Genomic DNA, 25,049 nt, shown 5'->3' with positions numbered 1-25,049 from the left:
CATGCCAATTGCGGTCGCCTGTCAGATTTGACTACGAAGGCTGGAAAAGCACATGGAGCGAATCATTCGTCTGCGGAGAGTTGCGCTGCTGTGCAGGCATTTTGTCCGCAATCTTGCCTATCATCGGGTTGGCATACCGCTGATCAAAAAATCCAGTTCTCAGTTCTGCGTCACGGCGGCAGGCAACTTTATTGACATTGCTATCATGGAATGGAGCAAGCTTTTTTCTGACAAGAGCGCGCGACATCACTGGAGAAACATTGTAGACGACGCGTCCAAATTTGAGGAAGCGTTGCTGACCCATCTCCATATGTCGCCAGATGAGATGGAGCTATACGAGAAGACTATAAAGCTCTATCGGGATAAGTTCATTGCGCACCTTGACGACGAACTCGTGGCTGAAATTCCTGATCTCGATATCGCCTATGAAGCCGTGAACTTTCTCTGCCGACACATGGCGGAGTCAGCGCCTTCGATATTCCCTGCCGAACTGAAACCGATCTATGATCGGCACGTTTCGGAGGGCGAGAAGGCTTATGAATGCCTGAAAACAACGGGGCTGCTCTAACAGAGAGGACATCCTGTACTCCGAAAAGATGGCAAAAGAGGACGAGTTTGCAGTCGCGCAGTACATCTACGCATTTGGTTCCGAGCAGCTCGATGACGAAACGCGGCGGCGCTACACCGAGACGGTGCTCGACACGCTGATGAACGGGTATCTGGCGAAGTAGGACGGCCGGCCTCAAGGGTTGTGCATCGCGCGCGCTTTCCCTATCAAGGAATACGGGTGCCGCGCGCCCGCCTGTCCACGCACCATCCATCTCCGCGCCACGTCCGAACTTTCATACGCCACCGCAAGATGCGATGCGCGTCATCCGAATTTTCCAGAAGGGAAACCGCTCATGCTGCCGAAGCCGACATTCCGTCACATCGCTCTCAGCCGGGTTGCCGGTGCATTGTTTCTCGCCGGAGCGGCGTTTGCGGCGACACCGGCGCTGGCCGATGGGCGCTACGTCGCCCGTTCCGACGGCACCGTGATCGACACGCAAATCCCCGATGTGACATGGATGCGTTGCAGCACCGGACAGAATTGCGACATGGATGCGCTGCAGCGCGGGGACGGGCGTTTCATCGCCAATGCCGACGGCACCGTGACCGACACGGAACTCAATGTGACATGGATGCGCTGCAGCGCCGGACAGACGTGGAACGGGGCAAGCTGCGATGCGCTGCCCGAACGCTACAAATTCGAGGAAGCGCTGGACGTCGCGCGCGCGGCGGATAACGGGCCGTGGCGGCTGCCGACGCTTGCCGAGTTGCAGTCGCTCGTTCATTGCAGCTCGGGCGAGCGGCGCGCATCGATGCCGATGAGCATGGAGTTTCACGGCGTGTCGGAACTGCCGGGCACCTGCGAAGGCGACTACGTCTATCCGACGATCGATCCCGGCGCCTTCCCCAATTCGGGGCAGGCGGGCTACTGGTCGTCGACCAGGCATGTGCGGATGAGCGCGGCGTGGGAGGTCGGATTCGGCAGCGGCGGCACCGGCATGCAGAACCTTACCGACAGCAGCCATGTCCGCCTCGTCAAGGACAATTGAGGCCTGCACGGCGCGCGGCGACCGAAATTCGTCGTGCTGCCGACGCCGACCGCAATAGAGGAAGAAATGAAAGGGTGAAGTGGTGCGCCCGGAACGATTCGAACGTCCGACCCTCAGATTCGTAGTCTGATGCTCTATCCAGCTGAGCTACGGGCGCGCCTGGCACTTCATGGGGGCGGGCCCGGATAAGGCGGCGCCCCGAAGGCGGCTCCCTCTTAAAGCTTCGGGCCCGCGAAGGCAAGGGTTGCCTCAAAGCCCGTGGATATCGCGGAAGGCGCGGGTTTCGCCCAGCGTTTCGGCCTCCCAGAGCGCGCGGGCGACAGCGCGGGCGACGCAATCGGCGGCCATGGCGCCGAGGCTGGCGACGGCCACGTGGCGCGGCGCGGGGCCGAGCGGAAGGCGGGCGGTCGCCAGCACGAAGATCGCGTCGCCATCGACGGGCGCGTGGACCGGCCTTATGGCGCGGGCGAGGCCGTCCTGCGCCATGATGGCGAGGCGGCGGCATTCGGCGGGCGTCAGGTCGGCATCGGTGGCGACGACGCCGATGGAGGTGTTGCCACCGGGCTCGGGGGCGGCCTTCGAGCCCGCCAGCGGATCGAACGCCGCGACGCCCTGCCCTTGCGGCCAGCCGAGGCCGCCGAATTCGCCGTCCATTTCAAAAGGTGCCGCCCAGAAGCGCGCGGCGCCGGGCACGACCGCCGAACCGAAGGGGTTGGCGGCCACCAGCGCGCCGACCGTGAAGCCGTTTGCGGCGACGGCGGAGGCCGAGCCGAGGCCGCCTTTATATTGCCCGGCCGTGGCGCCGAGGCCGGCGCCCACATTGCCGAGGCGGAATTCGGCACCGGCGGCTTCGCAGGCGGCGCGGCCGAGCGCGGCATAGGGCGGCTGTTCGCCCCAGGATTTGTCGCCGCCATTTGCCAGATCGAACAGGATCGCGGCCGGGACGATGGGCGAGACCAGCGGGCTCGAACCGACGCGGTAGCCGCGACCGCGCGCGCCGAGCCAGGCGGCGGCGCCGGATGCCGCCTCAAGTCCCCAGGACGAGCCGCCCGACAGCACCACCGCATCGGCGGCATCGACCAGGCAGGAGGGATCGAGCAGATCGGTTTCGCGCGTGCCCGGACCGCCGCCGCGGATGTCGCCGCCGATATTGGCGCGCGGCGCGGGCAGGACGACGGTGACGCCGGTGCGGGCTGCCGCATCCTCCGCATTGCCGACCGATATGCCCTCGACATCGGTGATGAGGTTGCGCGGGCCTTTGCGGATCGTGCCGAAGTGCATATGTGTGGCCTCTTGGGCTAGGATGGCGCGCGCATCCTAGAGCATCATCCGCCAACATCGAAACGATACGAGAGGACGACGGCATGAAACTCACCCGCATCGCACCGGCATTGTCGGCGGGCGCCGCGCTGTTGCTTCTCGTTGCCGTGCTCGCGATTGCGCTTGTCGGCCGGACGGGGCCGCAGGCCTTCATGGTGGCGAGCGCCAGCCCCTATGCGAGCGAGGCGGGCGCCGAGATCTTGCGCGCCGGCGGCAGCGCCGTCGATGCGGCGATTGCGGTGCAGGCGGTGCTGTCGCTGGTGGAACCGGAATCCTCCGGGCTCGCAGGCGGCGCCTTCATGCTGCATTACGCGCACCGCAGCCAGACGCTCGATGCGTGGGACGGGCGCGAGACGGCGCCGATGGGCGCGACGCCCGACCTTTTTCTCGGCGACGACGGCAAGCCGATGGATTTTCTGCCGGCGATGGTGAGCGGGCGTTCGGTGGGCACGCCCGGCGTCGTCAAGATGATGTGGGACGCACATCGCGCGCATGGGGTCCTCGACTGGGCGCGGTTGTTCGAACCGGCGATCCGGCTCGCGGAAGATGGCTTTGCCGTGCCGCCGAAGCTCGCACAGGCGATTGCGCGCGACCCGGTGCTCAAGCAGATGCCGGTGGCGCAGGATTATTTCTATCGTCTCGCCGAAGACGGGACGCGGCAGCCGCTCGGCGAGGGCGAGACCCTGAAAAATCCGGCCTATGCGGCGACGCTGAAAACAATTGCCGAGAAGGGCTGGCGCGGTTTCTACGAAGGCGAAGTGGCGGAGGCCATCGTCGATGCCGTGCAGAACGCGCCGTCCAGGCCGGGCACGCTGTCGCTGGAGGATTTTGCCGCCTATGAGGCCGTCAAGCGCGAACCGGTTTGCGCGCCCTATCGCGAATACCGCATCTGTTCGATGCCGCCGCCGACATCGGGCGGACTGACGCTCTTGCAGATCCTCGGCATTCTCGAAAATTACGATCTGGCGGGCATGGGGCCGATGACGGTGACGTCGGTGCATTTCATCGCCGAGGCCGAGAAGCTCGCCTATGCCGACCGCGACTTCTATATCGGCGATCCGGATTTCGTCGATGTGCCGATGGGCGCGATGCTCGACCGGACCTATCTCAAGGCCCGCGCCGACACGATCGATGCCAGCCGTACGATGGGCAAGGCCGCCCCCGGCCGGTTTTCGAGCGACGATGCGCGCTGGGGCGCGGCGGTCTCGCCGGAGCGCGCCTCGACGACGCATTTCAGCATCGTCGACGCCGACGGCAATGTGGTGTCGATGACGTCGTCGGTCGAGGGGCCTTTCGGGGCGCATCTGATGGCCGGTGGCATGATGCTCAACAATCAGCTCACGGATTTTTCCTTCGCGCCGGAGGAAGACGGGCGCTCGGTCGCCAATGCGGTGGCGCCCGGCAAACGACCGCGCTCGTCGATGACGCCCGTCATCGCGTTCGACGCGGACGGCAATTTCCGCATGGCGATCGGCTCGCCGGGCGGCCCGCGCATCATCGGCTATGTGGCGCAGGCGCTGATCGCGCTGATCGACTGGGAGATGGAGATGGAGGAGGCGGTGTCGCTGCCGCATTTCCTCGACCGCAACGGGGCGCTCGAAATCGAACAGGGAACGGTGCTGGAAGAAATGATCCCGGTGCTGGCCGAACTCGGCCATACCGTCGAACTGCGCGTGCTGACGAGCGGTTTGCACGGCATCGCCGCGACGCCGCAGGGGCTCGACGGCGCCGCCGATCCGCGCCGCGACGGGAATGTCGTCGGCGGCGAACGCTAGACGATGTCCGCGCGGACCGCGCGCGCGAGACCGAGCAATGCCGCATCGGCGCGGGTGACGACGAAAGACGGAATGTCTTTCATCCAGAATTCGAGGCGGCCTTTCGCCTCGAAGCGGGCACGGAACAGGTTTTCGTCGAAAAGGCCGGGCATGGCCGCGACCCAGCCCGGCACGATGCCACCCGCGATATAAACACCGCCGCGCGCGCCGAGCGTCAGCGCGGCGTCGCCCGCGACCGCGCCGAGCCAGCCGCAAAAGAGCGCCACCGCTTCGCGCGATTGCGGACACTGGCCGCCGTGCGCTCGGATGGCGACTTCTTCCGGTGTCAGCGGCGCGGGCGCGGCACCGTCGATCGCAACAAGCGCCGCATGAAGCGTCGCAAGGCCGGGGCCCGACAGCACACGCTCGGCCGAGACGTGACCGAACTGCGCCTGCAGATGCGACAGCACCGCCATTTCGCGCGGGCCCTGCGGCGCCAGATCGACATGGCCGCCCTCGCCCGCCACGACATGCGCCCGGGCGCCGTCGGGCAGCAGCGCCGAAACGCCGAGGCCTGTGCCGGCGCCGATGACGATGGCGGGTGCGCCGGGAACGGGTGTGCCGGGTGCGCCGAGCCGCCGAATGTCGGCCGGCGTCAGCGCCGGGATTGCGAGCGCCAGCGCCGCGAAATCGTTCATCAGACGCGGCGCCGCGACGCCGGTGACGCGGGCGATGGCGGCTTCCGTCACATCCCAGGGGCAGTTGGTGAGGGCGATCCGCACGCCGCCTTCATCCGCCGCCCGGACGGGACCGGCCGCGCAAATGGCGGCGGCGGCAAGCGGCGGACGGCCCTCCGCATCGAGGACAGCCTCGAGCGCGTCGTCGAGACGCCGATATGCGGCGGTGCGCAGCGATACCGTCGGCCCCAGCATCAATTCGCCCTGGCGAAGGCTTGCAAGCGCAAAGCGCACATTGGTGCCGCCGATATCGGCGACAAGAAATTTTTCAGTGCTCACGCGGGCGCGCCGTCTTGTTCGGCGCAGGCCGTCAATGCGCCGCCTGTGTCGGGAATGCAGATGCGGAAATGCGTGCCCGTGGGGCCGCTGCCGACAAGCTCGATATGGCCGCCATGGGCGCGAACGAGTTCGTCGACAATGGCGAGGCCGAGACCGGCGCCGCCCGCGCGCACACCGCCGGTGAACGGCTCGAACAGATGTGCGCGCGCTTTTTCCGGCAGGCCGGGGCCGGTGTCGGCGATATCGAGATACACATGGCCGCCGTCGCGACGGGCCGCAATGCGGATTTCGCCGCCTGCCGCGCTTTCGGCCAGCGCCTGCGCCGCATTGCGCGCAAGGTTCAACAGGATGCGGAAGAGCTGGTCGGGATCGGCCTCGATTTCGATGTCCGGCGCGACATCGTTGTGCCAGCCGATGCGCTCGCTTTCGGGCCATGCGGCTTCGACGACTTCGTCGACAAAGGCGGCGAGCGGAAAACGCTTGCGGCGCGGCGGCGCTTCCTCGGCGCGGCCGAATTTCAACGTGTCGGCGCAGAGGTCGATGGCGCGGCCGATGGCGGCGAAGAGGCGAGGCGCCAGATGCTGGACGGTCGGGTCGTCGATGGCGCCGATGCGGTCGGAAATCAACTGGGCGCTGGCGAGGATGTTGCGCAGGTCGTGGCTGATCTTGCTGACGGCGGCGCCGAGCGCGGCGAGATGCGCCTTCTGGCTCAAGGTGGCGCGGATTTCCTTCTGCATCAGCGAGAGCTCGCGCTCGGCGATACCGATTTCGTCGGCGCGGCCGGACGGCGCGATGACGCGGCGCGCGTCTTCCGGATCGTTGCGGAAGGCCACCATGTTTTCGGTGATGCGGCGCATCGGGCGCACAAGGACGAAATGAAGCGCCGTGAAGACGAGGCTGGCGGTGATGATGGAGATGACCAGCGAGAGCAGGAAGATGTTCTTGCCGTAGCGCAGCATCGCGTGGCGCAGCGGCGTTTCGTCGAAGACGATCTCGATCGATTCGCCCGCCGCAAAGCGCGGATTGCCGGTGACGAGAACCACGCGGCCGTCGCCGGCGAAGAGCGTTTCGAAGGCGTCCATGATCTGGAATATGGCCATGGCGTCGCGCAGGTCGAAGCTCGTGTCGACCATCGGCGGCATGTCCTCGCTGAGCACGAGGCGTCGCGCGTCGTCGCGGTGAAGCGCGACGGCGTAAACCTGCGCGTTCTTCAGCAGTTCCTCGCGCAGCGCCGGCGAGACCATGTTGTCGGGGCGGGCTTCGAGCGCCAGCGAGGCGATCTGCGCGGCGGCAAGACGCTGATCGAGCCAGTTGAGACGGAAATTGGCGATGGAGGGAACGAAGATCAGCACTTCGGCCAGCATCACGAAAAGCAGCGTCAGCACCAGCAAGCGGCGCGACAGGCTTTCGCGCAGCGGACGCATGAGACGCGCAAGCCTGCCTTCCGCGATGCCTGTCCGTTCCGCCGTCGCTCTCATCGGCTCCGTCCGTGCTGCCGGTTTCGGGGCGAGCTTAACCGAACAGACCGAGAAAACGCACCAGCATTCGCGTTTTGGGGCTGAAAAGCGTCGGCGTGTAGTAGGAGCCGGCGACGCGCTTACCGACTTCGGAGAAGGTCGGATAAGGCGCGACGACGCCCGCCATCGCGCTGAGTTTGAGGGCGTGGGTCTTTGCCAGCACCCAGGGCAGGATCAACTCGCCCGCATGCGCGCCGACGATGGTGGCGCCGAGAACGCGGGCATGGCTGTCGGTGATGACCTTGATGACGCCTTCCGTTTCGCGTTCGGCCTGGGCGCGATCGTTCTCGGCGAAGTGCCAGCGCAGCACGTTGATCTTCATGTGGCGTTCGCGCGCCTCGGCTTCGGTCTCGCCGACATGGGCAAGCTCGGGATCGGTGTAGGTGACCCAGGGGATCGAGGTGTGGTCGGCCTTTGCCGGCACGCGGAAGAGCGCGTTGCGGATGACGATGCCGGCATGATAGCCGGCGACATGGGTGAATTGCAGGCCGCCCGCGACATCGCCGATGCCGAAGACGCGCTTGTTGGTGGTGCGCAAGCGCTCGTCGACGATGAGGCCTTTCGGCGAATAGTCGATGCCGGCCTTTTCGAGGTCGAGGCCTTCGACGTTGGGACGGCGGCCGGTGGCGATGAGAAGGTGCGAACCTTCGATGTCGCGCGTCTTGCCGTTCACTTCGATCGTCGCAACGACGCTTCCGGCCTCTCCGGCGACGCTTGCGACCTTCGCGCCTTCGACAATCTCGACGCCGTCGCGGCGCAGACGATCGACGGCGATCGCGGAAAGTTCCGGATCGTCGCGGCCGAAAACGCGCGCGGCTTCGAGCACCGTCACCTTGGCGCCGAGGCGGCGATGGGCCTGCGCCATTTCCATGCCGATGGGGCCGCCGCCGACGACGATCAGATGCGCCGGGCATTCGGTGTTTTCGAAAATGTTTTCGTTGGTGAAGAAGGGCAGCTTGTCGAGACCGGGGATCGGCGGGACCGCGGCACGCGAGCCTGTGGCGACGACAAAGCGGCGGGCGGTGATTTCATTGTTGCCGGCGATCACCGTGCGGCCGTCCTTGAAGCGGGCATGTTCCTTGATGACGTTGACGCCGAGCGCCTCGAAGCGGGCGACGGAATCGTTGGGCGCGATGGCGGCGATGACGCCGTGGACATGGGCATGGACAGCAGCGAAGTCGATTTTCGGTTTGGCGGGCGCGATGCCGAAAGGCGCGCCGGCGGTCATGCGGTAGGCCTGTTTGGCGGCGGCGAGCAGCGCCTTCGACGGCACGCAGCCCGTGTTGAGGCAATCGCCGCCCATATCGCCGCGTTCGATCAGCACGGTCGTTGCGCCCATTTGCGCCGCGCCGGCCGCGACCGACAGGCCGCCCGATCCCGCACCGATGACGCAGATGTCTGCCTTGATCCGCTTGGCCATGTTTTCCTCGGAATGTTGGAGCGACGTTTGGAGATGAATGAACGATCAGGCCTGCGACGCGCCGGTGAAACGCTTGTAGACAACGGGCACCATGGCGAGAACCGCCAGCGCCAGCACGGGACCGATGATCTGCGGCTCGAAGAAGAGGCCGAGGTCGGGATCGCGCCCGGCATCGAAGACCGCGCCGAGACCGTTGCCGAGGCTGGCATAGACGAAGGTGCCGGGGATGATGCCGATGAAGGTCGCAGCGGCGTAGGTGCGCAAGGGAACGTCCAAAAAGGCCGGCGCCAGATTGACCAGGAAGAAAGGAAAGAGCGGCACCAGACGCAAGACCAGCATGTAGCTGAAGGCGTTCTTGCCGAAACCCTGCTCAAGCTTGCGGAGGCCAGGTCCGGCCTTGGCGCGCAGGACATCGCCAAGCGCGGTCTTGGCGGCAAGGAAGATCGCCGTCGCGCCGATCGTCGCGCCGACGACCGTCAACAGCCCGCCCAGCACCGTGCCGAAAAGGAAACCGCCGGTCAGCGTCGTCACCAAGGCGGCCGGAAGCGAGAAGGCGACGATGGCGATGTAGGCCGCGACATAAAGGAGCGCGGCCAGCAAAAGGTGGTCGGCAACCCAGAGCGTCAGCGCCTGGCGGTTGTCGCGCAACGTGTCGAGCGTCGCGTAGCGGTCGAGGCCGAGGGCGAAGAAGGCAATGAGACCGGCCGCCAGCACGGCAAGCGGCAGAAGGCGGCGGAGGGAAAAGCCCGGCGATGCGGGCTCCGGGGCGGGCTCCGGGGCGGGCGGGGTTTCGGTCATTCGATTTCCTCCAGACGGGCGGCGTCGTTGAGCGACCAGTCGTAATCATAAGACGACACGCGCGTGGCCTTGGCCAGCGCGGCGGCGAGCTCCGGTTCGGCATATTTGCGCAAATGGGCGAGAACGCCGGCCTCCGTGCCGCCGAAATCCTTCTTGTACCAACTGAAGATGCTCGAGACGGTGAGGCGGCCGCCGCGGAATTCGACGCCGCGCGGGCTGTTGACATAGCGTCTTGCCGCCGCATCGAGCTGCGCGTCGAGGGTGGCGCCTTCATAGGGCTCGACGGCGAGGTCCGGACAGCTCCAGGAGGCGCAATTGACCGCATAGTGGACGCGCGGATCGCCAAATTCGGGGCGCAGGATGGCGTGCTCGATGTCGTCCAGCGAGAGGTCGCGGCCGGCGACACGGACGAGTTTCCTGCCCCAGGGCCCGCGCGAAAAGAAGCCGGGCGAGATCGAAATGTCGCGGATCGAGGCAACCGGGTAATGATCGACCACAACCTGGACGGTCAGGGCGTTGTAGAGATTGACCCAGAAAGCGAATTGCTCGTCGCGCGGGAGCGCGGCGGGGTCCACGGCTTCGAGGCTTTCGATATAGGCGCCGAGCGCCTTCCGATCGGTCTTGCCGGCCTTCAAGCCCGCATAGTCGACGAAATGGGGCACCGCGCCCCGGTCCGCCGGGGGCGGGACGACGACATAGGTCCGAAGCAGCTCGCCCCATGGCCGATGATCGGGCGTCATGCGATCGGACGTCATGGCCGCCGCCCGACCGGCCGGAGCGGCCAGAATTGCAAAAAAGAACATAAGAAGAACAAAATAACGGGCTCTCCCGGACATGGCGACGCTCCCTGGTGGCGAAGCGGCCGGACCATACGCCGAATGCGGCAGGGCGAAACGGGGTATCACTCACTTGTGAGACAAAGTCAGGACATGTGAAACCGGACGCGGCTGCCGTTGACTTGCGCGGGCCATATCGCTTATACACCCGCCTGACAGCCGTGAGGCGGCAACGCCTGCGGCTCTTGTTTTTATTGGCATTCGAGAGACCGGCTCCCGCGAGCCGCCCGGTGCCGGACCTGCCGGAGAAGAGACGTGAAACGGACCTACCAACCGAGCGAACTCGTCCGCAAGCGCCGCCACGGCTTCCGCGCGCGCACAGCCACCAAAGGCGGGCGCAAGGTGCTCGCCGCCCGCCGCGCCAAAGGCCGCAAGCGGCTTTCGGCCTGATATCGTTCCGCGACGCCACGGCTTGCCCGCGGCGCCCCACCGGGTTCGCGGTTATCCGGGTCCGATTGCGAGCAGCCCGATGGACCGCCAGATCGACAAAATTCGCAAACGCCGAGACTTCCTCGCCGCCGCCCATGGGCGCAAGCGGGCCGAGCGCGGCCTTGTGCTGCAGGCGCTCGACCGCCATGACGACGGCGCGCCCCGCGCCGGCTTCACGGTCACCCGCAAGGTCGGCAATGCCGTCATTCGCAACCGCGCCAAGCGCCGGTTGCGCGCGGCAGCGGCCGAAATTCTTCCGCTTGCCGCAAAACCCGGTTACGACTACGTGCTGATCGGCCGCCACGCCACGCCGACGCGGCGATGGGCCGAGCTTCTCGCCGATCTCACCGCCGCACTCGACGATGTTCACGCGCGGCGGGGCCGGGCTTCCGTTTCACGTTCCGACGCTTCACGCACCGATACCGGGAAAGACGTGCCACATGGGTGACAACCGCAACTTCATCATCGCCATATTCCTGTCGGTGCTCGTCTTTGTCGGATGGCAATATCTGGTCATCAATCCACAGATGGAAGCCGAGCGCGCGCGGCAGGAAGCGATCGAGGCGGCGGCCGGCACGACGGCGGAAGATGCAGGCGGCGCAACGGCGGATAGCGGCGTGCGGTTGCCGACGGTCGAAGCGCCCGCCCAGCCGGGCGTCGGCGGCGTTGTGGCGGCCGAGCAATTGCCGCGCGATGCGGCGCTGGCGCAGGCGCCGCGCCTCGCCATTCGTTCGGCGGAGCTCGACGGTTCGATTTCGCTGAAGGGCGCGCGCTTCGACGATCTGAGGCTGCGCCAATATCGCGCGACAACCGACCCCGACAGTGCCGAAATCGCGCTGTTCTCGCCCGCCAAAACGCCGGCCCCCTATTTCTCGGAATTCGGCTTTATCGGCCTTCCGGGCGCGAATGTGAAACTCCCCGACGCGACCAGCGAATGGCGCGTGGCGGAAGGCGAGGTCCTGACGCCCGAGACGCCGGTGACGCTCGTTTGGGATAACGGGCAGGGACTGACTTTCGTGCGGCGCATCGCGCTCGACGAACATTTCCTTTTCACGATTTCAGACCGGGTTGAAAACCGCACCGGCCAGGCGGTGACGCTCTATCCCTACGGACTGATTTCGCGCACCGGCAAGCCGTCGCACAGCACCTTTTTCATCCTGCATGAAGGGTTGATCGGCATGTTCCCCGACGGGGGCCTGCGCGAGATCGACTATTCGGATGTCGAGGGTGAAGCGCCGCAGACGTTCAATTCGACACGCGGCTGGCTCGGCATTACCGACAAATACTGGGCGACGGTGCTGGCGCCGGAAGACGGCCGCGCTTTTACTGCGCGCTTCAGCGAAGATCCCGACCCGCGCCGCGAAATCTACCAGACCGACTTCCGCTACGATCCGATCGTGGTGGCGGAGGGCGCGGACGCGACGGTGGAGAGCCGGCTTTTTGCGGGCGCCAAGGTGACGTCGGTGGTCGACGGTTACGAAGCAGACGGTATCTACAAGTTCGAGCTGATGATCGACTGGGGCTGGTTTCACTTCCTGACCAAGCCGCTTTTCCACGGGTTGCACTATATCGCCGGCTATGTCGGCAATTTCGGCGTGGCCATTCTCATCATCACGGTGCTGATCAAGCTCGTCTTCTATCCGCTCGCCAACAAATCCTATGTGGCGATGAGCAAGATGAAGAAGCTGCAGCCGGAGATGGAGAAACTGCGCGAGCGCCACAAGGACGACAAGCTGAAGCAGCAGCAGGAGATCATGGAGCTCTACAAGAAGGAGCAGGTCAATCCTCTGGCCGGCTGTCTTCCGGTGCTGATCCAGATTCCGGTTTTCTTCGCGCTCTACAAGGTTCTGTTCGTCACCATCGAGATGCGGCACGCGCCCTTCTTCGGCTGGATCAACGATCTCTCCGCGCCCGACCCGACCTCGCTCTTCAACCTGTTCGGCCTCATTCCCTGGGATCCGCCGTCGCTGCTCATCGTCGGCATCTGGCCGCTGATCATGGGCTTCACGATGTTCGTGCAGATGCGGATGAACCCCCTGCCCGCCGACCCGATCCAGGCGCAGATCTTCACCTGGATGCCGGTGATCTTCACCTTCATGCTGGCAAGCTTTCCGGCCGGCCTTGTCATCTACTGGGCCTGGAACAACACGCTGTCGGTGCTGCAGCAGGGCGTCATCATGAAACGGCAGGGCGTCAAGATCGAGATTTTCAGCAATCTCGGACTCGACAAGGTCGCGTCGCTCTTTGCGGGAAGCGGCGACAAGCCGAAATCCTGAACGATGAGCGGGGCGCCAAGCGGCCAGGACGACGACGCGCCGGACCTCGAAGCGGGGCGCCTGCTCTTTGCGCAGACCTGTTCGTTCGTGCGCGGGGCGGTCGACATGGAAGGTCTGCCGCCGGGCGATCTGCCGGAGGTTGCCTTTGCCGGGCGTTCGAATGTCGGCAAGTCGAGCCTCGTCAACGCGCTGACCGGCCGCAAGACGCTGGCGCGCACGTCCAACACGCCTGGACGGACCAAGGAACTCAATTTTTTCCTGCTGGGCGCCGAAGGGCGGCCGGCCATCATGCTCGCCGACCTGCCGGGCTATGGCTATGCGCGCGAAACCCGCAGCCGCGTCGAGCAATGGACAGACCTCGTGATGGCCTATCTGCGCGGCCGCGCGACACTTCGCCGGGTGCTGCTGCTGATCGATGCGCGGCACGGGCTGAAAGAGAACGACCGCGCGGTCATGGCCCTGCTCGACGAGGCGGCCGTTTCCTACCAGATCGTGCTGACCAAGACCGACAAGCTGAAGGCCGGCGAACTGGAGAAGTGTCTCGCCGATGTCGGGACCGGTATCCGCGCCCATGTCGCCGCACATCCGCGGATCGTCGCCACGTCGAGCGAGACCGGCGCGGGGATCGCCGCGCTGCGCGCCGAGATCGCCTCGCTGGCCGCGGCCGACGCGCTGGGGTATAAAAACCGGAGCAGTTGAGAAAGACGGGGAGTGCGAAGGCCGATGCCGGACACAACGACCGACGGAAATGCGGCATCGCCCGACGAGGCGGCAAAGCTGGAACGGGCGCGTGTGCTTTCCGAGGCGCTGCCCTTCATGCAGCGTTACGACAAGCGCACCGTGGTGGTGAAATATGGCGGCCACGCGATGGGCGACGAGGCGCTGGGCGCCGAGTTTGCGCGCGATATCGTTCTCCTGAAGCAATCGGGCATCAATCCCATCGTCGTCCATGGCGGGGGGCCGCAGATCGGCGCGATGCTGACGCGGCTCGGCATCAAGAGCGAATTCTCGGGCGGGTTGCGCATCACCGACAAGGCCACCGTCGAGATCGTCGAGATGGTGCTGGCAGGATCGATCAACAAGCAGATCGTGGCGCAGCTCAATCAGGCCGGCGGGCGGGCGGTCGGCCTTTGCGGCAAGGACGGCAATCTGATCGTCGCGCGCAAGGTGCATCAGAAGATCCACGACCCGGAATCGAATATCGAGAAGATCCTCGATCTCGGGTTTGTCGGCGAACCGGAGAAGATCAATCCGGAAATTCTCGACGTCATCCTGAAGTCCGACATCATTCCGGTGATCGCGCCCATCGGGGTGTCGCGCGACGGCGAGACCTACAACATCAATGCCGACACGGTTGCCGGCGCGATTGCGGCGGCGATGGGCGCGGCGCGGATGCTGCTTCTTACCGATGTGCGCGGCGTGCTCGACAAACAGGGCAATCTCGTCGAAGCGCTGACGGTGGAAGAAGCACGGGCGCTGATGAAGGACGGGACGATATCGGGTGGCATGATCCCGAAGCTCGAAACCTGCATCGACGCGGCGGAAGGCGGCGTCGGCGGCGTCGTCATTCTCGACGGGCGTGTGCGCCATGCGGTGCTGCTGGAGCTCTTCACCGAACATGGCGCGGGAACGCTGATCCGCAAGGCCGCCGGCTGACGGCCGGAAGGTTTTCGACGGGGGAGCGAGCCGACGCCATGAATTTTCGTTTCAGCATTGTCGCCGCAATCGCGATGCTCGGCGCCGCGGGCGCAACACCCGCCTTTGCCGACTATCAACTCTGCAACCGGACCAGCTATGTGCTGGACGGTGCGATCTCCTTTCAGGAGGGCGAGGACTGGAAAAGCCGGGGCTGGGTGCGGCTCGCGCCCGGCGAGTGCGGCGTGGCGCTGGCCGGTCCGATTGCGGGCGAGGACTATTATGTCTTTGCGCGCTCCATCGAGGTTCATCAGGGACCGACGCAATATTTTTCCGGCAATGAACGCTTCTGCACCGCCGATGGCAGCTTCGAAATCGAGGGGCGCGACCAATGCGCGGCGCGCGGCTATGACGCCAATGAGTTCCTTCCCGTCCGGACGGAACCCGGCGACGACTGGGTGACGACTTTTTCGGAAGCGAGCGACCATACGGCCGAACAGGCGCAGATCGCCGGCGCACAGCGGCTGCTGCAGGACAACGGCTTCAAGCTTGCGCGGATCGACGGTATCGCGGCGCGCAATACGACACGTGCCGTCGAGGCCTATCAGCGATCGGTCGGCATCGCCGCGGACGGGCGGATCGACACGCAGCTGATCGAGCGGCTGATCGAAAGCGCCGGCGAAGAGCAGGCAAAATCGGGCCTCGATCTCTGCAACAAGACGGCATATCTCATCTGGAGCGCCATCGGCTACAACACGCTCGAGGGCGAAATGTCGAGCGGCTGGATTCGCATCGAACCCGGCAAATGCCGAAAGGCGATCAAGGGGAAGCTTACGGAGCGCGAATATTTCGTCTATGCGGAAATGGCCGACGACCCGCAGGCGCCGACGCGATCCGGGGAGGAGCAGTCGGTGTGGTCGGGCGACATGCGCTTCTGCACCAAGCCGACGCGCTTCGAGATCAGAGGCCGCGAGAGATGTACCGCACGCGGCTTCGACGAGCGCGGCTTCATGCGCATCGTTACGGGTGGCGCTTCGAAGTGGGAAATGGTGTTCGAGTAGAGCGCGGCGGTTTTCAGCTCGCGCCGTCTTCGATGCCGAAATACTGGAGATGCCAGCGCATTTCATCCGGCTCCATCGGGTAGTCGATGCCGGCGCGTGGCAACACGAGGTTATCCCGCGACACATGCGCAATGTGGGTCTGGACGGCGAGCGCCGTTCGCATCGAAAGGCCGGCCTTCCAGCACAGCGCCGTTAGCCCGCGTCCGCTCCGGGCGTCGACGATCTTGTCGATACGCGCGATGTCGACGCCGGTGAGCAGCGACAGCGCGAGCACAACCGAGGCGCGCTGCGAGGTGGTGGCCGCGTCCGTTACCACATCGTCGTCGAGGCGGCCGGCGGCATAGGCTTCCTTGATCGCGTTGCGCGCAGGCGGCTTGCGTCCGGGTTCGCTTTCCGCCTCGATCCGTTCCTGTGCGCGGGCTTTCAGCCAGTTCGAGGTTTCCTCGTCGAGCGTATGCACACGTCCAAGTTCGTCGATCAACGCGCGGGAAACGAAGGTTGCGATACGACGCACGGCACGCAGCGAAAGCTCGGTGCGCATGACCAGCGGCAAATGCCAGGCCTCGATGCCCGCCGCCTGGGCAATGACGCTTTCAAGCGAGTTCTCGCGGATGTTTGCACTGGGGTTCGCCAGAAGTTGCGCGACCGACGACACGTCGAGCGTCGCGATGACCGCTTCCGACACGCGGGCGCTCAGATTTTCGCGGCTCGCAATGGCGTCGACCGCGCCCTGGATGCGGCTTGTTGCGATCAATTCGATCAGGTCTTCGTCGGAGAGCAGCGGCGAATACTGCAAGATCGGCCCGCAGACCGAGATTTCGACGTCGCGCGCAAGACGCAGGGCAAGGCGCTTGGGGATCGTCGGGCAGCGTGCGACCTCGCGGGCGACGATGGCGCGAACGCGCGGGGCCTCGTCGGCCGCGATCTTTTCCAGCAATTCGACGGTGCGCTTTTGTATCGTCGTGCGCTCGCGCCGGGGCATGTCGGGCATGAGACGCGCGATCTTGCGGGCCAGTTCCTCGCGCACCTCGACTTCGCTGTCGGTGCGCAATAGCTCATTGGCGTGGATCGGGGTCGAGGGGTTGGCGGCGACGAGGCCGCGCACCTCACTGTCGTCGTCGCAGGCAAGGTAATAGAGCGTTTCGGGCGGCGCGTCCTCGCGGCCGGCCAGCTCGCGCTTGGCGGCATTGCGGTGGCCTTCGAGCACCTCGCGCGCGTCTTCGTAGCGGAGCCGCTCGGGCAGCACCCGCCCTCCCAACAATCTCGACAGCAGGCCGAACGCCATTGCCGCTCCCTGAAATGCGCCCAGACCGGGGCGGGCGCCCCGCCTGCCCAGTTTCGGTCCGCGGCGCTTAACACTCGCTTAATCTCCGGGTTTCATTTAGCGGGTTGGGGCTTGCCAGCACGCGCGCGGCGCGGCACATAAGGGCCATGATCGAGCCCCGGATTCCGCCCTCTTCTGCCCCGCGCGCGCCAGCACCGGCGGCGGACTTTTCCCATATCGAGACATGGGTGTTCGACCTCGACAACACGCTCTATCCGCCGGCCTGCGATCTCTTCGCGCAGGTCGACCAGCGAATGACAGCCTTTATCGGGGATTTTCTGGGGGTCGACGCGCAGGAGGCGCGGCGTATCCAGAAAGATTTCTATGTCGAGCACGGCACGACGCTTTCGGGCCTGATGAAGGTTCACGGGCTTGAGCCGGCGGCGTTCCTGCAATTCGTGCACGATATCGACGTGTCGGCGGTGGCGCCGGACGCGGCACTCGGCACCGCGATCGGCCGGTTGCCGGGCCGCAAGCTGATCTTCACCAATGGCTCCACGGCGCATGCCGAGAACGTGGTCCGGCAGCTCGGCATCGCGGATGTCTTCGACGGGATCTACGACATCGTGACCGCGCGCTACGAGCCGAAGCCGCGGCGCGGCGCCTATGAACGCCTGATCGAAGCGAGCGGTTTCGACCCGGCGTCGGCTGCGATGTTCGAGGACATTGCGCGCAATCTCGAGGCGCCGCATGCGCTTGGCATGACGACGGTTTGGGTGAGGCCGGGCGCACCCGGCCCGGAGCGCCACCAGCAGATTTCGCATGAGGGCGCGGACGGGGATCATGTCCATCACGTGACCGACGATCTCCGGGGATTTCTCGAAGCGCTGACGCCGGCGGTTTCAGCGGCGGCCAAATAGGCGTTCGATATCGGCGAGCTTCAGCTCGACATAGGTCGGGCGGCCGTGATTGCACTGGCCCGAATGCGGCGTCTCTTCCATTTCGCGCAGCAGCGCATTCATTTCCTCGGCGGTAAGGCGGCGGCCGGCGCGCACCGAACCGTGACAGGCGATGGTGCCGCAAACCTCTTCCAGCCGTTCCTTCAGCGACAGCGCTTCATCAAGCTCCGAAAGATCGTCGGCCAGATCGCGCACGAGACCTGCGACATCGAGCTTGCCGAAGATCGCCGGCACCTCGCGCACCACGACGGCGCCGGCGCCGAACGCTTCGAGCACAAAGCCGAGTTCGGCAAGTTCGCCGGCGCGCGCGGCAAGGCGCGCCGCCTCGGCCTCGTCGAGTTCGACCACTTCGGGGATCAGCAGCAGCTGACGCGCGACGCCGCGCGTTTCCATCGCCTTTTTCATGCGCTCATAGACCAGACGTTCATGGGCTGCATGCTGATCGACGATGACGATGCCGTCCGCCGTTTGCGCCACGACATAGGTTTCGTGAAGCTGGCCGCGCGCGACGCCGAGCGGACGGGCAACATCCGGCGCGGCATCGGCGGGTGCGATGTCGACGCGGGCCGTGTGGCCGCCGAGATCGGCGAAGGCGCCCTGCCAGGTGCTGCCGCTTTCGGCGAAGCCGCGCGACGCATGCGCACCGGGTGCGGCGTATGCCGGGGCGGCGGCAGGGCGAAGCGCATCCAGCGTCGCGCCCGCGACGGTGGTCGAGGCGCGATGGCCGGCGCCCGCCAATGCGTGTTTCAGCGCGCCGACGATCAGGCCGCGCACGAGACCGGCGTCGCGGAAACGCACTTCGGCCTTGGCCGGATGCACATTGACATCGACATCCGCCGGATCGATGTCGACAAAAAGCGCCACCGCCGGATGCCGGTCGCGGGCCAGGAAATCGGCATAGGCGCCGCGCACCGCGCCGACGATCAGCTTGTCGCGCACCGGACGGCCATTGACGAACAGAAACTGCATCTGCGCCGTGCCGTGATTATAGGTCGGCAGTCCGGCGAAACCCGACAACGCGACGCCTTCGCGCAGCGCGTCGATCGCCAGCGCGTTTTCAGCAAAGTCGCGGCCCATGATCGCGCCAAGCCGCGCAAGGCGGCCACTTGCGCCCGGTAGTTCAGGCTCAAGCCGCAACAAGACGCGCCCGCCGCTTGTCAGCGCGAAGCCCGTTTCGGCATTCGCCATGGCGAGCCGCTTCACGACGTCCGACACGGCAAGCGCCTCGGCGCGCTCGCTTTTCATGAATTTGAGGCGGGCGGGCGTCGCATAAAAGAGGTCGCGCACCTCGACGACGGTGCCGGGCTTGCCCGGCGCCGGCTCGACCGCGCCGACATGACCGCCCTCGACCGAAATGCGGTGCGCACTCGCGCCGTCGCGCGGGCGGCTGACGATCGCGAGGCGGGCGACCGCGCCGATCGACGGCAGCGCCTCGCCGCGAAAGCCGAGGGTTGCAATGTTGTGGAGGTCCTCGCGGCCCTCGCCGTCGATGCCGAGTTTCGATGTTGCGTGACGCTCGACCGCAAGCGCCAGCTCTTCCGCGCTCATGCCGAAGCCGTCATCGGCAATGCGGATCAGGTCGCGGCCGCCGCCGTCGATGGCGATGTCGATGTGGCGGGCGCCGGCGTCCAGCGCGTTTTCTACCAGTTCCTTCACCGCGCTGGCCGGCCGCTCCACCACCTCGCCGGCGGCGATGCGGTTGATCGTTCCTTCGCTCAGGCGGCGGATGCGGCTCATGCGTGGATCAGACGCTCCCTTGTGCGAGATATTGCCGCGCCAGAATCTTGCCTTCCTCGACCGCCGGCTGGTCGTAGGGATCGATGCCCAGCATATCGCCGGCGATCATGGTTTCGAGCATGAAATGCATGAATAGCGCGCCGAGCGTCCGCTCATCGAGCACCGGGAGATGGAAGGTGCGGACGGGCCTGCCGTTCTTCGCCAGCGTGTCGGCCGTCGCGCGCTGTTCGGCATCGACGAGATCGCCGACGGATTTTCCGCCGAGAAACGCAAAGCCCGTTCCTTCGGCAAGCGCTGCATCGGCAACGGGTCCCTTGCCCTTCGTGTCGGTCAGGAAGACGTTGAAGAGCTTGTCGCGCGGGCCGTCGAGCCAGAGCTGCAACTGGCTGTGCTGATCGACGGGCCCGAGCGCCTTGACGGGCGTTGTGCCCTTGCCGTTCTTGCCGAGGCTTTCGGCCCAGAGCTGGCAGTGCCAGGAGAGAAACCGCTCCAGCCGGTCGGCATAGGCAAGGAGCACCGAGATGTTGGCGCCTTTCGATTGTGCCAGTGCCAGCGAGACCGCCGCGCCGGCGGCGGGCGCGACCTCGCCGGCCGGTGCGCCGGAGAGGACCGGCGTCAGCACGGAAGCCGCACCTTCGCGTACCGCCTCGATGTCGAGACCCATCAGGCGCGCCGGCAGCAGGCCGACATTGGTGAGCACCGCATAGCGGCCGCCGATGCCCGGATCGTGTTCCAGCGTCGGGAAGCCTTGCGCCTCGGCCAGCGCACGCATCGGGTTCGGCTTGCCGTTCTTCGCCGGTTCGGTCAGCACCGCGAAATGATGCTTCATATATTTGCCGCCGCCGGCCTTTTCGATAGCGCTCATGGCGGCCAGCGTCTGCATCGCCGGTTCGACGGTGCCGCCCGATTTCGAAACCACCAGAAAGCGCGTCGTGCGCAGGTCTGCATTCGACAGGGCCGCTTCCATGGTGGCCGCGTCGAGATTGTCGGGCACATGAATGCGAACGCCCTTCTGGACATGCGCCTGCGTGCCCCAGCCCGTCAATTGCGCCAGCGCCTGCGCGCCGAGCGCCGAACCGCCGATGCCGAAGATGAAAATGTCGGTTGTGTTGTCGAGCAGCTTCGCCGCGATGTCGTCGATGGCCGGGAAATCGTCGCGACGCGCTGGCACGCGCAGCAGCGGCAACGTTCCGTCGTCATGTGCGGCACGCAGCTTGCCCAACGCCCTTTCCGCGTCTGCCAGCGCCACATCGAAATCGGCACGCGCGAGCCCGCCCTCGCCTATGGCGTCGCTGAAACAATTGTCGATCGACTGGATGTAGGGCGCGGCGGCCATGCGGAAATTTCCATTGAGGGGTCGTTATATGCCGGAATCGGGGCATTGGACCCGAGCCTAACAAGAAGCCGCGCCGCCAGCCAGAAGATCGCCCGACCGCAAGCCGCCCTCAGTGCTGGCGCGTGGGCTCCGCGGCGGGCTTCATGTCCCCGGTTTCGGGCAGGCCTTCGACGACGGGCGACAGATTGGGCCGGCCGACGATCGCGACGATCAGGTCGTCGGCGCGCAGCAGGCGGCGGGCGACCCTGGCGATGTCCTCTTGCGTCACTTCCTCGATCAGGCCGTTGCGACGCTCGACATAGTCGATGCCGAGATCTTCGGTCTGGATGCCGATGAGCTGGTTGGCGATGGAGCTGTTTGAGGTGAAGCGCAGCGGATAGGAGCCGGTGAGATAGGTTTTGGCGTCGTCGAGTTCCTCGGCCGATACGCCCTCCTCCGCCATGCGCCGCATTTCGCCGCGAATGATCGCCAGCGACTGGCCGACGCGCTCGTTGCGCGTCGCGACCTGGCCGAACATCATGGCCGCCTTTTTCAGCGGCGACAGCGACGTGCCGACCGAATAGGCCAGGCCGCGCTTTTCGCGCACCTCTTCCATCAGCCGCGACGAAAAGCTGCCGCTGCCCAGGATGTGGTTCATCATGAAAGCCGGGATGAAATCCGGATCGTCGCGCGCCATGCCCTGCGTACCGAAGATGACGACGCTTTGCGGGAAATCCCGCTCGACAACGACGGTCTGCGCGCCCGGCGCCACTTCGACAGCGGGAATTTCCGGCAACACGGCGTTGGCCGGCAAGCCGCCAAACGTCCTGTCGAGAAGCGGGCCCAGTTCTTCGGCCGACATCGGACCGACAATGGCGATCTTCAAGTTGTCCCGGGCCAGCACATTTCCCGTGTAGCGGGTCAGGTCGTCGCGCGAAATGCGCGGCACGGTTTCGGGTGTACCGTGCCGGTTGAGCGCGTAGGGATGGCCGCTCAGCGCCGCGCGATACCAGGCATCGGCCGCCAGCCAGTCCGGCGACTGGCGGTTGCGCGCCACCACGACGCCGAGTTGGGCGCGGATGCGCTCGATCGCGTCTTCGTCGAAGTGTGGCTCGGCGATGGCAAGCGCGAAGAGGGAGAAGGCTTCGTCGCGGGCTTCCGCCAGGGTTTTCAGCGACGCATTGAAGTAGTCGTTGTCGACCGAGAAGGAGAGCTGCGCCGCGATGTCGTCGAGGCGGGCGCTGAAGGCCTGCGAGGGCAGATCGCCTGCGCCTTCGCCGAGCAGCGAAGCCGCCATGTTGGCGGTGCCGGCCTTTTCGGCGGTGTCGGTCGCCGTGCCGCCTTCCCATGCGACCTCCATCACGATGACGGGGACCGTGTGCTCCTCGACGAGCCATGCCTCGATGCCGCCGGGGCTGACAACGCGTTGGATTTCGAAGGCGGATAGAGGTGTCGCCAGAAAGAGGACGGCAAAAAGGAAAGCGCCGAACGGCGCGCCGCGGATCATGCGCCACCTCCCGGCAGCAACTCGCCGGTGACGGAAACGCTGCCGTCGAGGACGGCGCGCGCCGCCTCTGCGACATCCGCCGCCGTCACGGCGCGAATGCGGTTGGGCCATTCGTGAATGTCGTCCACCGACAGGCCGGTCATCAGTCCCTCGCCATAGGCATAGGCCATGCTGCGCTGGTTGTCGCGCGCATAGACGGCGCCGGCCGCTATGACGGTTTTCGCGCGCTCAAGCTCCTCATCCGTCACGCCTTCGGCCAGCAACGCCGCGATTTCGTCGTCGATCGCCTGTTCGAGATCGGCGAGCGACCCGCCGACGCGCGGCAACGCATAGAGGCCGAACTTGCCGGCATCGAGACGGCTGCCTTCGTACCAGGCGCCGACCGAGGCGGCGACGCCTTGCGTCACCACCAGATTGCGGTAGAGGCGGCTCGTCTGGCCGCCGCCGAGAATTTCGGCGAGCACGTCGAAGGCCGCGCCCCGGCGCGCGCCGGCCGTGCTGTAGTCCGGTGCCGGATAAAAGCGCAGCCATGTCGGTTGGTTGACGCGTTCGTCGCGGCGGATCACGCGCTTGTCTTCCTCCGGCCAGACGATGGCCGGACGATCGCGCACGAATGTCGGCGCGCGCTGCGCGATGGCGCCGTAATGTTCTTCGGCCAGCGGCCGCAATTCGTCGAGCGAGATGTCGCCGGCGACGATCAGCGTCGCGTTGTTGGGCGTGTAGAAGCGGTTGTAGAAATCGAGTGCGTCTTCGGTCGTCAGTGCGGCGATTTCCTGCTTGTGGCCGATAATGTCGCGGCCATAGGGATGGTCACCATAGAGTGCAGCATTCATTTCCGCCTGCAACAGCGCCATCGGATTGTTCTCGACGCGGCTGCGTTGCTCCTCCAGCACCACATCGCGCTCCGGCAGCACCTCGGCATCCGTCAACTGGAGCCCCGTCATGCGCTCGGCTTCCATTTTCATGACGAGCGGCAGGCGGTCTTTTGCGATGACCTGGAAATAGCCGGTGTATTCGTAATGCGTGAAGGCGTTGTCCTGGCCGCCATTGCGCGCGACGATGCGCGAGAACTGGCCGGGCGCGATTTCTTTCGTGCCCTTGAACATCAGATGTTCGAGGAAATGGGCAAAGCCGGTTTTGCCCGGCGTTTCGTCGGCCGCGCCGACGCGGTACCAGACCATGTGGGTGACGACGGGCGCACGGCGATCGGGGATCGCCAGGACTTCCATGCCGTTGGAGAGCCGGAAGCTCTGTGGCGCATCCGACACGGTGACTTCGGTACCGCGCCAGAACCAGACGGCCGCGCCGAGCGCGACAATCAGAAGAATGGCGAGAGCAGAACCGAGAATGCGCGGCGCGGGAAATCGGGAACGGGACAACAATTCACTCCAACAGACCGGACCTCAGGGCACCGGTCCCCAAAGCGCTGCGGCACTCGCTCAGAAAATACCCGAGAACCAGCCGTCCTTTTTGGGCTTCAAGGTCGGCGTTTCGCCTTCCGTCACGTCCTTGCCCTCGGCTTCGTTCTGCTGGATGCGCTGGGCCTCGGCGCGCGAATCCACCAGACGTTCGTCGGGCGGCGTACCGGGCTTGCGCCAGAAGATCACATCGTCGACGAAGGTCTTGTCCTGCTCGATCAGCGAACGCGTTTCGGTGTTGACGACCTGGCGGATGCGCGGATCGGCCGCATCGGCGCCGGTGTTGGCGAGCAGCACGCGCTCACCGGCGGTGACGCCCTGCTCCGCCGTCTCCGACACCTCGACATCGCCGATCAGCGCGCGCTGCGCGCCGACGGAGGGCTGCATTTCCAGTTCCTGCGGGCGCGGCGCACCGGGCTGCGGCGGGCGCAGGGAGAAATCCGGCGGAATGACCAGCGGGGCCTTGGTGACGATCGTGAATTCATCGGGCGCGGATTTGCCATAACCAAGCGTGTCGCTGAGGCTGCCACCGCCGCAGCCGGTCAGCGCGACGGCAAGCACGGCCAGCAGGCCGGCGTGGCGGAGGTTTTTCAGTTCGGTGATCACGTCGCTTGCTCCTTCGGGGCGGCGGCCGGTCAGGCCGCCTTGTCGCCCGCGTTTCCGTCCTTTTTTCCCGTTTCGCCGGGGCCGAAAAGCTGCGGCCAGATGGAATCCAGCAGGATCAGCATCACGCCCAGAACAATCCAGATGTCGGCAACATTGAAGATATACCAGTAAAATCCGAAGGCGTGAAAACTAAAAAAGTCCGCCACGGCGCCATAGGCGATGCGGTCGTAAACGTTACCGACGGCGCCGCCCATGATCAGGCCGATGGCAAGCGCGACCGCCCGGTGTTCGGCGCGGGCCAGCCACAGACCGAGGCCGAAGGTCACCGCCAGCGCGAAGGAAACGAGAATCAAGACGCCGAGCGGCGTTTCGGCTTCGAAGAGGCCGTAGCTGACGCCCTTGTTCCACGCCATCACCAGATCGAAAAAGGGCGTCACTTCGACGCGGCCGCGCGCGGCGATGTGGTAGATGTCGAGCATCCACCATTTGTGCAGGCGGTCGATCGCAAAGCCGCCGACGGCAATCGCGAGGCCGAAAAGCGAGAGAGGCCCCCAGAAGGTTTCGCGGCTGAGACGTTCCATCC

The 25,049-nt window shown here is 65.6% G+C and carries 24 protein-coding genes and 1 tRNA gene; 11 read left to right on the top strand and 14 right to left on the bottom strand.

Translation table 11 applies throughout. The annotated features are described in order from the left end of the window. Positions 1-52 precede the first annotated feature (52 nt). The 3 genes from KF719_RS12140 (at position 53) to KF719_RS12130 (ending at position 1,598) form a co-directional block, all read left to right on the top strand. Positions 53-568 (top strand): hypothetical protein, encoded by a 516-nt coding sequence (locus tag KF719_RS12140; protein WP_293508967.1) that lies wholly within the window; start codon positions 53-55, stop codon positions 566-568. A 28-nt stretch (positions 569-596) separates the two neighbouring features. Continuing rightward, positions 597-731, top strand: coding sequence for a hypothetical protein (locus KF719_RS12135; RefSeq protein ID WP_293508966.1), 135 nt, complete (start codon positions 597-599; stop codon positions 729-731). A gap of 171 nt (positions 732-902) precedes the next feature. Further along, positions 903-1,598, top strand: coding sequence for a DUF1566 domain-containing protein (locus KF719_RS12130; RefSeq protein WP_293508965.1), 696 nt, complete (start codon positions 903-905; stop codon positions 1,596-1,598). Positions 1,599-1,678: 80 nt separating this feature from the next. Here KF719_RS12130 and KF719_RS12125 read toward each other — a convergent pair. Together KF719_RS12125 and KF719_RS12120 are read right to left on the bottom strand one after the other, a co-directional pair. Continuing rightward, a tRNA-Arg gene (locus KF719_RS12125) sits at positions 1,679-1,755 on the bottom strand. Between the two features lie 92 nt (positions 1,756-1,847). Continuing rightward, positions 1,848-2,879 (bottom strand): P1 family peptidase, encoded by a 1,032-nt coding sequence (locus tag KF719_RS12120; RefSeq protein WP_293508964.1) that lies wholly within the window; start codon positions 2,877-2,879, stop codon positions 1,848-1,850. 83 nt (positions 2,880-2,962) lie between these two features. On the opposite strand from KF719_RS12120, the gene ggt reads away from it, so the two are divergent. Then, positions 2,963-4,693, top strand: a complete 1,731-nt coding sequence (gene ggt, locus KF719_RS12115) for a gamma-glutamyltransferase (protein ID WP_293508963.1) — start codon at positions 2,963-2,965, stop codon at positions 4,691-4,693. Here ggt and glk read toward each other — a convergent pair. Genes glk through KF719_RS12090 form a run of 5 tightly spaced genes read right to left on the bottom strand, consistent with a single transcriptional unit; the run spans position 4,690 to position 10,178 of the window. Continuing rightward, a complete protein-coding gene (gene glk / locus KF719_RS12110) occupies positions 4,690-5,688 on the bottom strand; it encodes a glucokinase (protein ID WP_293508962.1) in 999 nt (332 codons plus the stop codon). The genes ggt and glk overlap by 4 nt on opposite strands. Then, the gene (locus KF719_RS12105) at positions 5,685-7,166 is read right to left on the bottom strand and encodes a HAMP domain-containing sensor histidine kinase (RefSeq protein WP_293508961.1); all 1,482 of its coding nucleotides are present in this window, start codon (positions 7,164-7,166) and stop codon (positions 5,685-5,687) included. Before KF719_RS12105 ends, glk begins: the two co-directional genes overlap by 4 nt. Before the next feature lie 34 nt (positions 7,167-7,200). Beyond that, entirely contained in the window at positions 7,201-8,625 is a 1,425-nt protein-coding gene (locus KF719_RS12100; RefSeq protein ID WP_293508960.1) for an FAD-dependent oxidoreductase, read from the bottom strand. Between the two features lie 45 nt (positions 8,626-8,670). Continuing rightward, entirely contained in the window at positions 8,671-9,423 is a 753-nt protein-coding gene (locus KF719_RS12095; protein ID WP_293508959.1) for a TVP38/TMEM64 family protein, read from the bottom strand. Then, on the bottom strand, positions 9,420-10,178 hold the full coding sequence (locus KF719_RS12090; protein ID WP_293508958.1) for a DUF547 domain-containing protein: 759 nt from the start codon (positions 10,176-10,178) through the stop codon (positions 9,420-9,422). Before KF719_RS12090 ends, KF719_RS12095 begins: the two co-directional genes overlap by 4 nt. 336 nt (positions 10,179-10,514) lie before the next feature. Here KF719_RS12090 and rpmH point away from each other — a divergent pair, with 336 nt between their 5' ends. The 6 genes from rpmH (at position 10,515) to KF719_RS12060 (ending at position 15,660) form a co-directional block, all read left to right on the top strand. Then, positions 10,515-10,649: a 50S ribosomal protein L34 gene (gene rpmH, locus KF719_RS12085; RefSeq protein ID WP_293508957.1), complete on the top strand. Its 135-nt coding sequence runs from the start codon at positions 10,515-10,517 to the stop codon at positions 10,647-10,649. A gap of 79 nt (positions 10,650-10,728) precedes the next feature. Then, a complete protein-coding gene (gene rnpA / locus KF719_RS12080) occupies positions 10,729-11,136 on the top strand; it encodes a ribonuclease P protein component (protein ID WP_293508956.1) in 408 nt (135 codons plus the stop codon). Further along, a complete protein-coding gene (gene yidC, locus KF719_RS12075) occupies positions 11,129-12,964 on the top strand; it encodes a membrane protein insertase YidC (protein ID WP_293508955.1) in 1,836 nt (611 codons plus the stop codon). Before rnpA ends, yidC begins: the two co-directional genes overlap by 8 nt. A 3-nt stretch (positions 12,965-12,967) precedes the next feature. After that, on the top strand, positions 12,968-13,663 hold the full coding sequence (gene yihA, locus KF719_RS12070) for a ribosome biogenesis GTP-binding protein YihA/YsxC (protein WP_293508954.1): 696 nt from the start codon (positions 12,968-12,970) through the stop codon (positions 13,661-13,663). Positions 13,664-13,687: 24 nt separating this feature from the next. Further along, entirely contained in the window at positions 13,688-14,620 is a 933-nt protein-coding gene (argB, locus tag KF719_RS12065; RefSeq protein ID WP_293508953.1) for an acetylglutamate kinase, read from the top strand. Positions 14,621-14,658: 38 nt separating this feature from the next. Next, complete coding sequence (locus KF719_RS12060; RefSeq protein WP_293508952.1) at positions 14,659-15,660, top strand: DUF1036 domain-containing protein; 1,002 nt, start codon at positions 14,659-14,661, stop codon at positions 15,658-15,660. A 13-nt stretch (positions 15,661-15,673) separates the two neighbouring features. On the opposite strand, the gene KF719_RS12055 is transcribed toward KF719_RS12060, so the two are convergent. Next, positions 15,674-16,945 (bottom strand): DUF2336 domain-containing protein, encoded by a 1,272-nt coding sequence (locus KF719_RS12055; protein ID WP_293508951.1) that lies wholly within the window; start codon positions 16,943-16,945, stop codon positions 15,674-15,676. A gap of 146 nt (positions 16,946-17,091) precedes the next feature. Between KF719_RS12055 and KF719_RS12050 the strand changes: the two genes are divergently transcribed. Further along, positions 17,092-17,844 (top strand): pyrimidine 5'-nucleotidase, encoded by a 753-nt coding sequence (locus KF719_RS12050; RefSeq protein ID WP_293508950.1) that lies wholly within the window; start codon positions 17,092-17,094, stop codon positions 17,842-17,844. Here KF719_RS12050 and mutL read toward each other — a convergent pair. From mutL to lspA, 6 genes are all read right to left on the bottom strand, one after another. Continuing rightward, entirely contained in the window at positions 17,827-19,620 is a 1,794-nt protein-coding gene (gene mutL / locus KF719_RS12045; RefSeq protein WP_293508949.1) for a DNA mismatch repair endonuclease MutL, read from the bottom strand. The two genes, KF719_RS12050 and mutL, sit on opposite strands and share 18 nt — an antisense overlap. A gap of 7 nt (positions 19,621-19,627) precedes the next feature. Continuing rightward, a complete protein-coding gene (locus KF719_RS12040; RefSeq protein WP_293508948.1) occupies positions 19,628-20,956 on the bottom strand; it encodes a glucose-6-phosphate isomerase in 1,329 nt (442 codons plus the stop codon). A 109-nt stretch (positions 20,957-21,065) separates the two neighbouring features. Then, positions 21,066-22,442 carry a pitrilysin family protein gene (locus tag KF719_RS12035; protein WP_293508947.1) on the bottom strand — a complete coding sequence of 459 codons (1,377 nt, stop codon included), beginning with the start codon at positions 22,440-22,442 and terminating at the stop codon, positions 21,066-21,068. Further along, positions 22,439-23,821: a pitrilysin family protein gene (locus tag KF719_RS12030; protein WP_293508946.1), complete on the bottom strand. Its 1,383-nt coding sequence runs from the start codon at positions 23,819-23,821 to the stop codon at positions 22,439-22,441. Before KF719_RS12030 ends, KF719_RS12035 begins: the two co-directional genes overlap by 4 nt. A 60-nt stretch (positions 23,822-23,881) precedes the next feature. Next, positions 23,882-24,466, bottom strand: coding sequence for a DUF3035 domain-containing protein (locus KF719_RS12025; protein WP_293508945.1), 585 nt, complete (start codon positions 24,464-24,466; stop codon positions 23,882-23,884). Positions 24,467-24,495: 29 nt separating this feature from the next. Then, the gene (lspA, locus tag KF719_RS12020; RefSeq protein WP_293508944.1) at positions 24,496-25,047 is read right to left on the bottom strand and encodes a signal peptidase II; all 552 of its coding nucleotides are present in this window, start codon (positions 25,045-25,047) and stop codon (positions 24,496-24,498) included. Between the last annotated feature and the right edge of the window lie 2 nt (positions 25,048-25,049).

This window comes from Parvibaculum sp. (assembly GCF_019635935.1).
In the GTDB taxonomy this organism is placed as follows: Bacteria; Pseudomonadota; Alphaproteobacteria; order Parvibaculales; family Parvibaculaceae; genus Parvibaculum.
This window is presented reverse-complemented; position numbering and strand designations above follow the sequence as displayed.

Bases quoted from the DNA above. Each gene is read 5' to 3' on its own strand.
- KF719_RS12140 (WP_293508967.1), top strand. From the start codon at position 53: ATGGAGCGAATCATTCGTCTGCGGAGAGTTGCGCTGCTGTGCAGGCAT.
- KF719_RS12135 (WP_293508966.1), top strand. From the start codon at position 597: ATGGCAAAAGAGGACGAGTTTGCAGTCGCGCAGTACATCTACGCATTT.
- KF719_RS12130 (WP_293508965.1), top strand. From the start codon at position 903: ATGCTGCCGAAGCCGACATTCCGTCACATCGCTCTCAGCCGGGTTGCC.
- KF719_RS12120 (WP_293508964.1), bottom strand. From the start codon at position 2,879: ATGCACTTCGGCACGATCCGCAAAGGCCCGCGCAACCTCATCACCGAT.
- ggt (WP_293508963.1), top strand. From the start codon at position 2,963: ATGAAACTCACCCGCATCGCACCGGCATTGTCGGCGGGCGCCGCGCTG.
- KF719_RS12105 (WP_293508961.1), bottom strand. From the start codon at position 7,166: ATGAGAGCGACGGCGGAACGGACAGGCATCGCGGAAGGCAGGCTTGCG.
- KF719_RS12100 (WP_293508960.1), bottom strand. From the start codon at position 8,625: ATGGCCAAGCGGATCAAGGCAGACATCTGCGTCATCGGTGCGGGATCG.
- KF719_RS12095 (WP_293508959.1), bottom strand. From the start codon at position 9,423: ATGACCGAAACCCCGCCCGCCCCGGAGCCCGCCCCGGAGCCCGCATCG.
- KF719_RS12090 (WP_293508958.1), bottom strand. From the start codon at position 10,178: ATGACGTCCGATCGCATGACGCCCGATCATCGGCCATGGGGCGAGCTG.
- rnpA (WP_293508956.1), top strand. From the start codon at position 10,729: ATGGACCGCCAGATCGACAAAATTCGCAAACGCCGAGACTTCCTCGCC.
- yidC (WP_293508955.1), top strand. From the start codon at position 11,129: ATGGGTGACAACCGCAACTTCATCATCGCCATATTCCTGTCGGTGCTC.
- yihA (WP_293508954.1), top strand. From the start codon at position 12,968: ATGAGCGGGGCGCCAAGCGGCCAGGACGACGACGCGCCGGACCTCGAA.
- argB (WP_293508953.1), top strand. From the start codon at position 13,688: ATGCCGGACACAACGACCGACGGAAATGCGGCATCGCCCGACGAGGCG.
- KF719_RS12060 (WP_293508952.1), top strand. From the start codon at position 14,659: ATGAATTTTCGTTTCAGCATTGTCGCCGCAATCGCGATGCTCGGCGCC.
- KF719_RS12055 (WP_293508951.1), bottom strand. From the start codon at position 16,945: ATGGCGTTCGGCCTGCTGTCGAGATTGTTGGGAGGGCGGGTGCTGCCC.
- KF719_RS12050 (WP_293508950.1), top strand. From the start codon at position 17,092: ATGATCGAGCCCCGGATTCCGCCCTCTTCTGCCCCGCGCGCGCCAGCA.
- mutL (WP_293508949.1), bottom strand. From the start codon at position 19,620: ATGAGCCGCATCCGCCGCCTGAGCGAAGGAACGATCAACCGCATCGCC.
- KF719_RS12040 (WP_293508948.1), bottom strand. From the start codon at position 20,956: ATGGCCGCCGCGCCCTACATCCAGTCGATCGACAATTGTTTCAGCGAC.
- KF719_RS12035 (WP_293508947.1), bottom strand. From the start codon at position 22,442: ATGATCCGCGGCGCGCCGTTCGGCGCTTTCCTTTTTGCCGTCCTCTTT.
- lspA (WP_293508944.1), bottom strand. From the start codon at position 25,047: ATGGAACGTCTCAGCCGCGAAACCTTCTGGGGGCCTCTCTCGCTTTTC.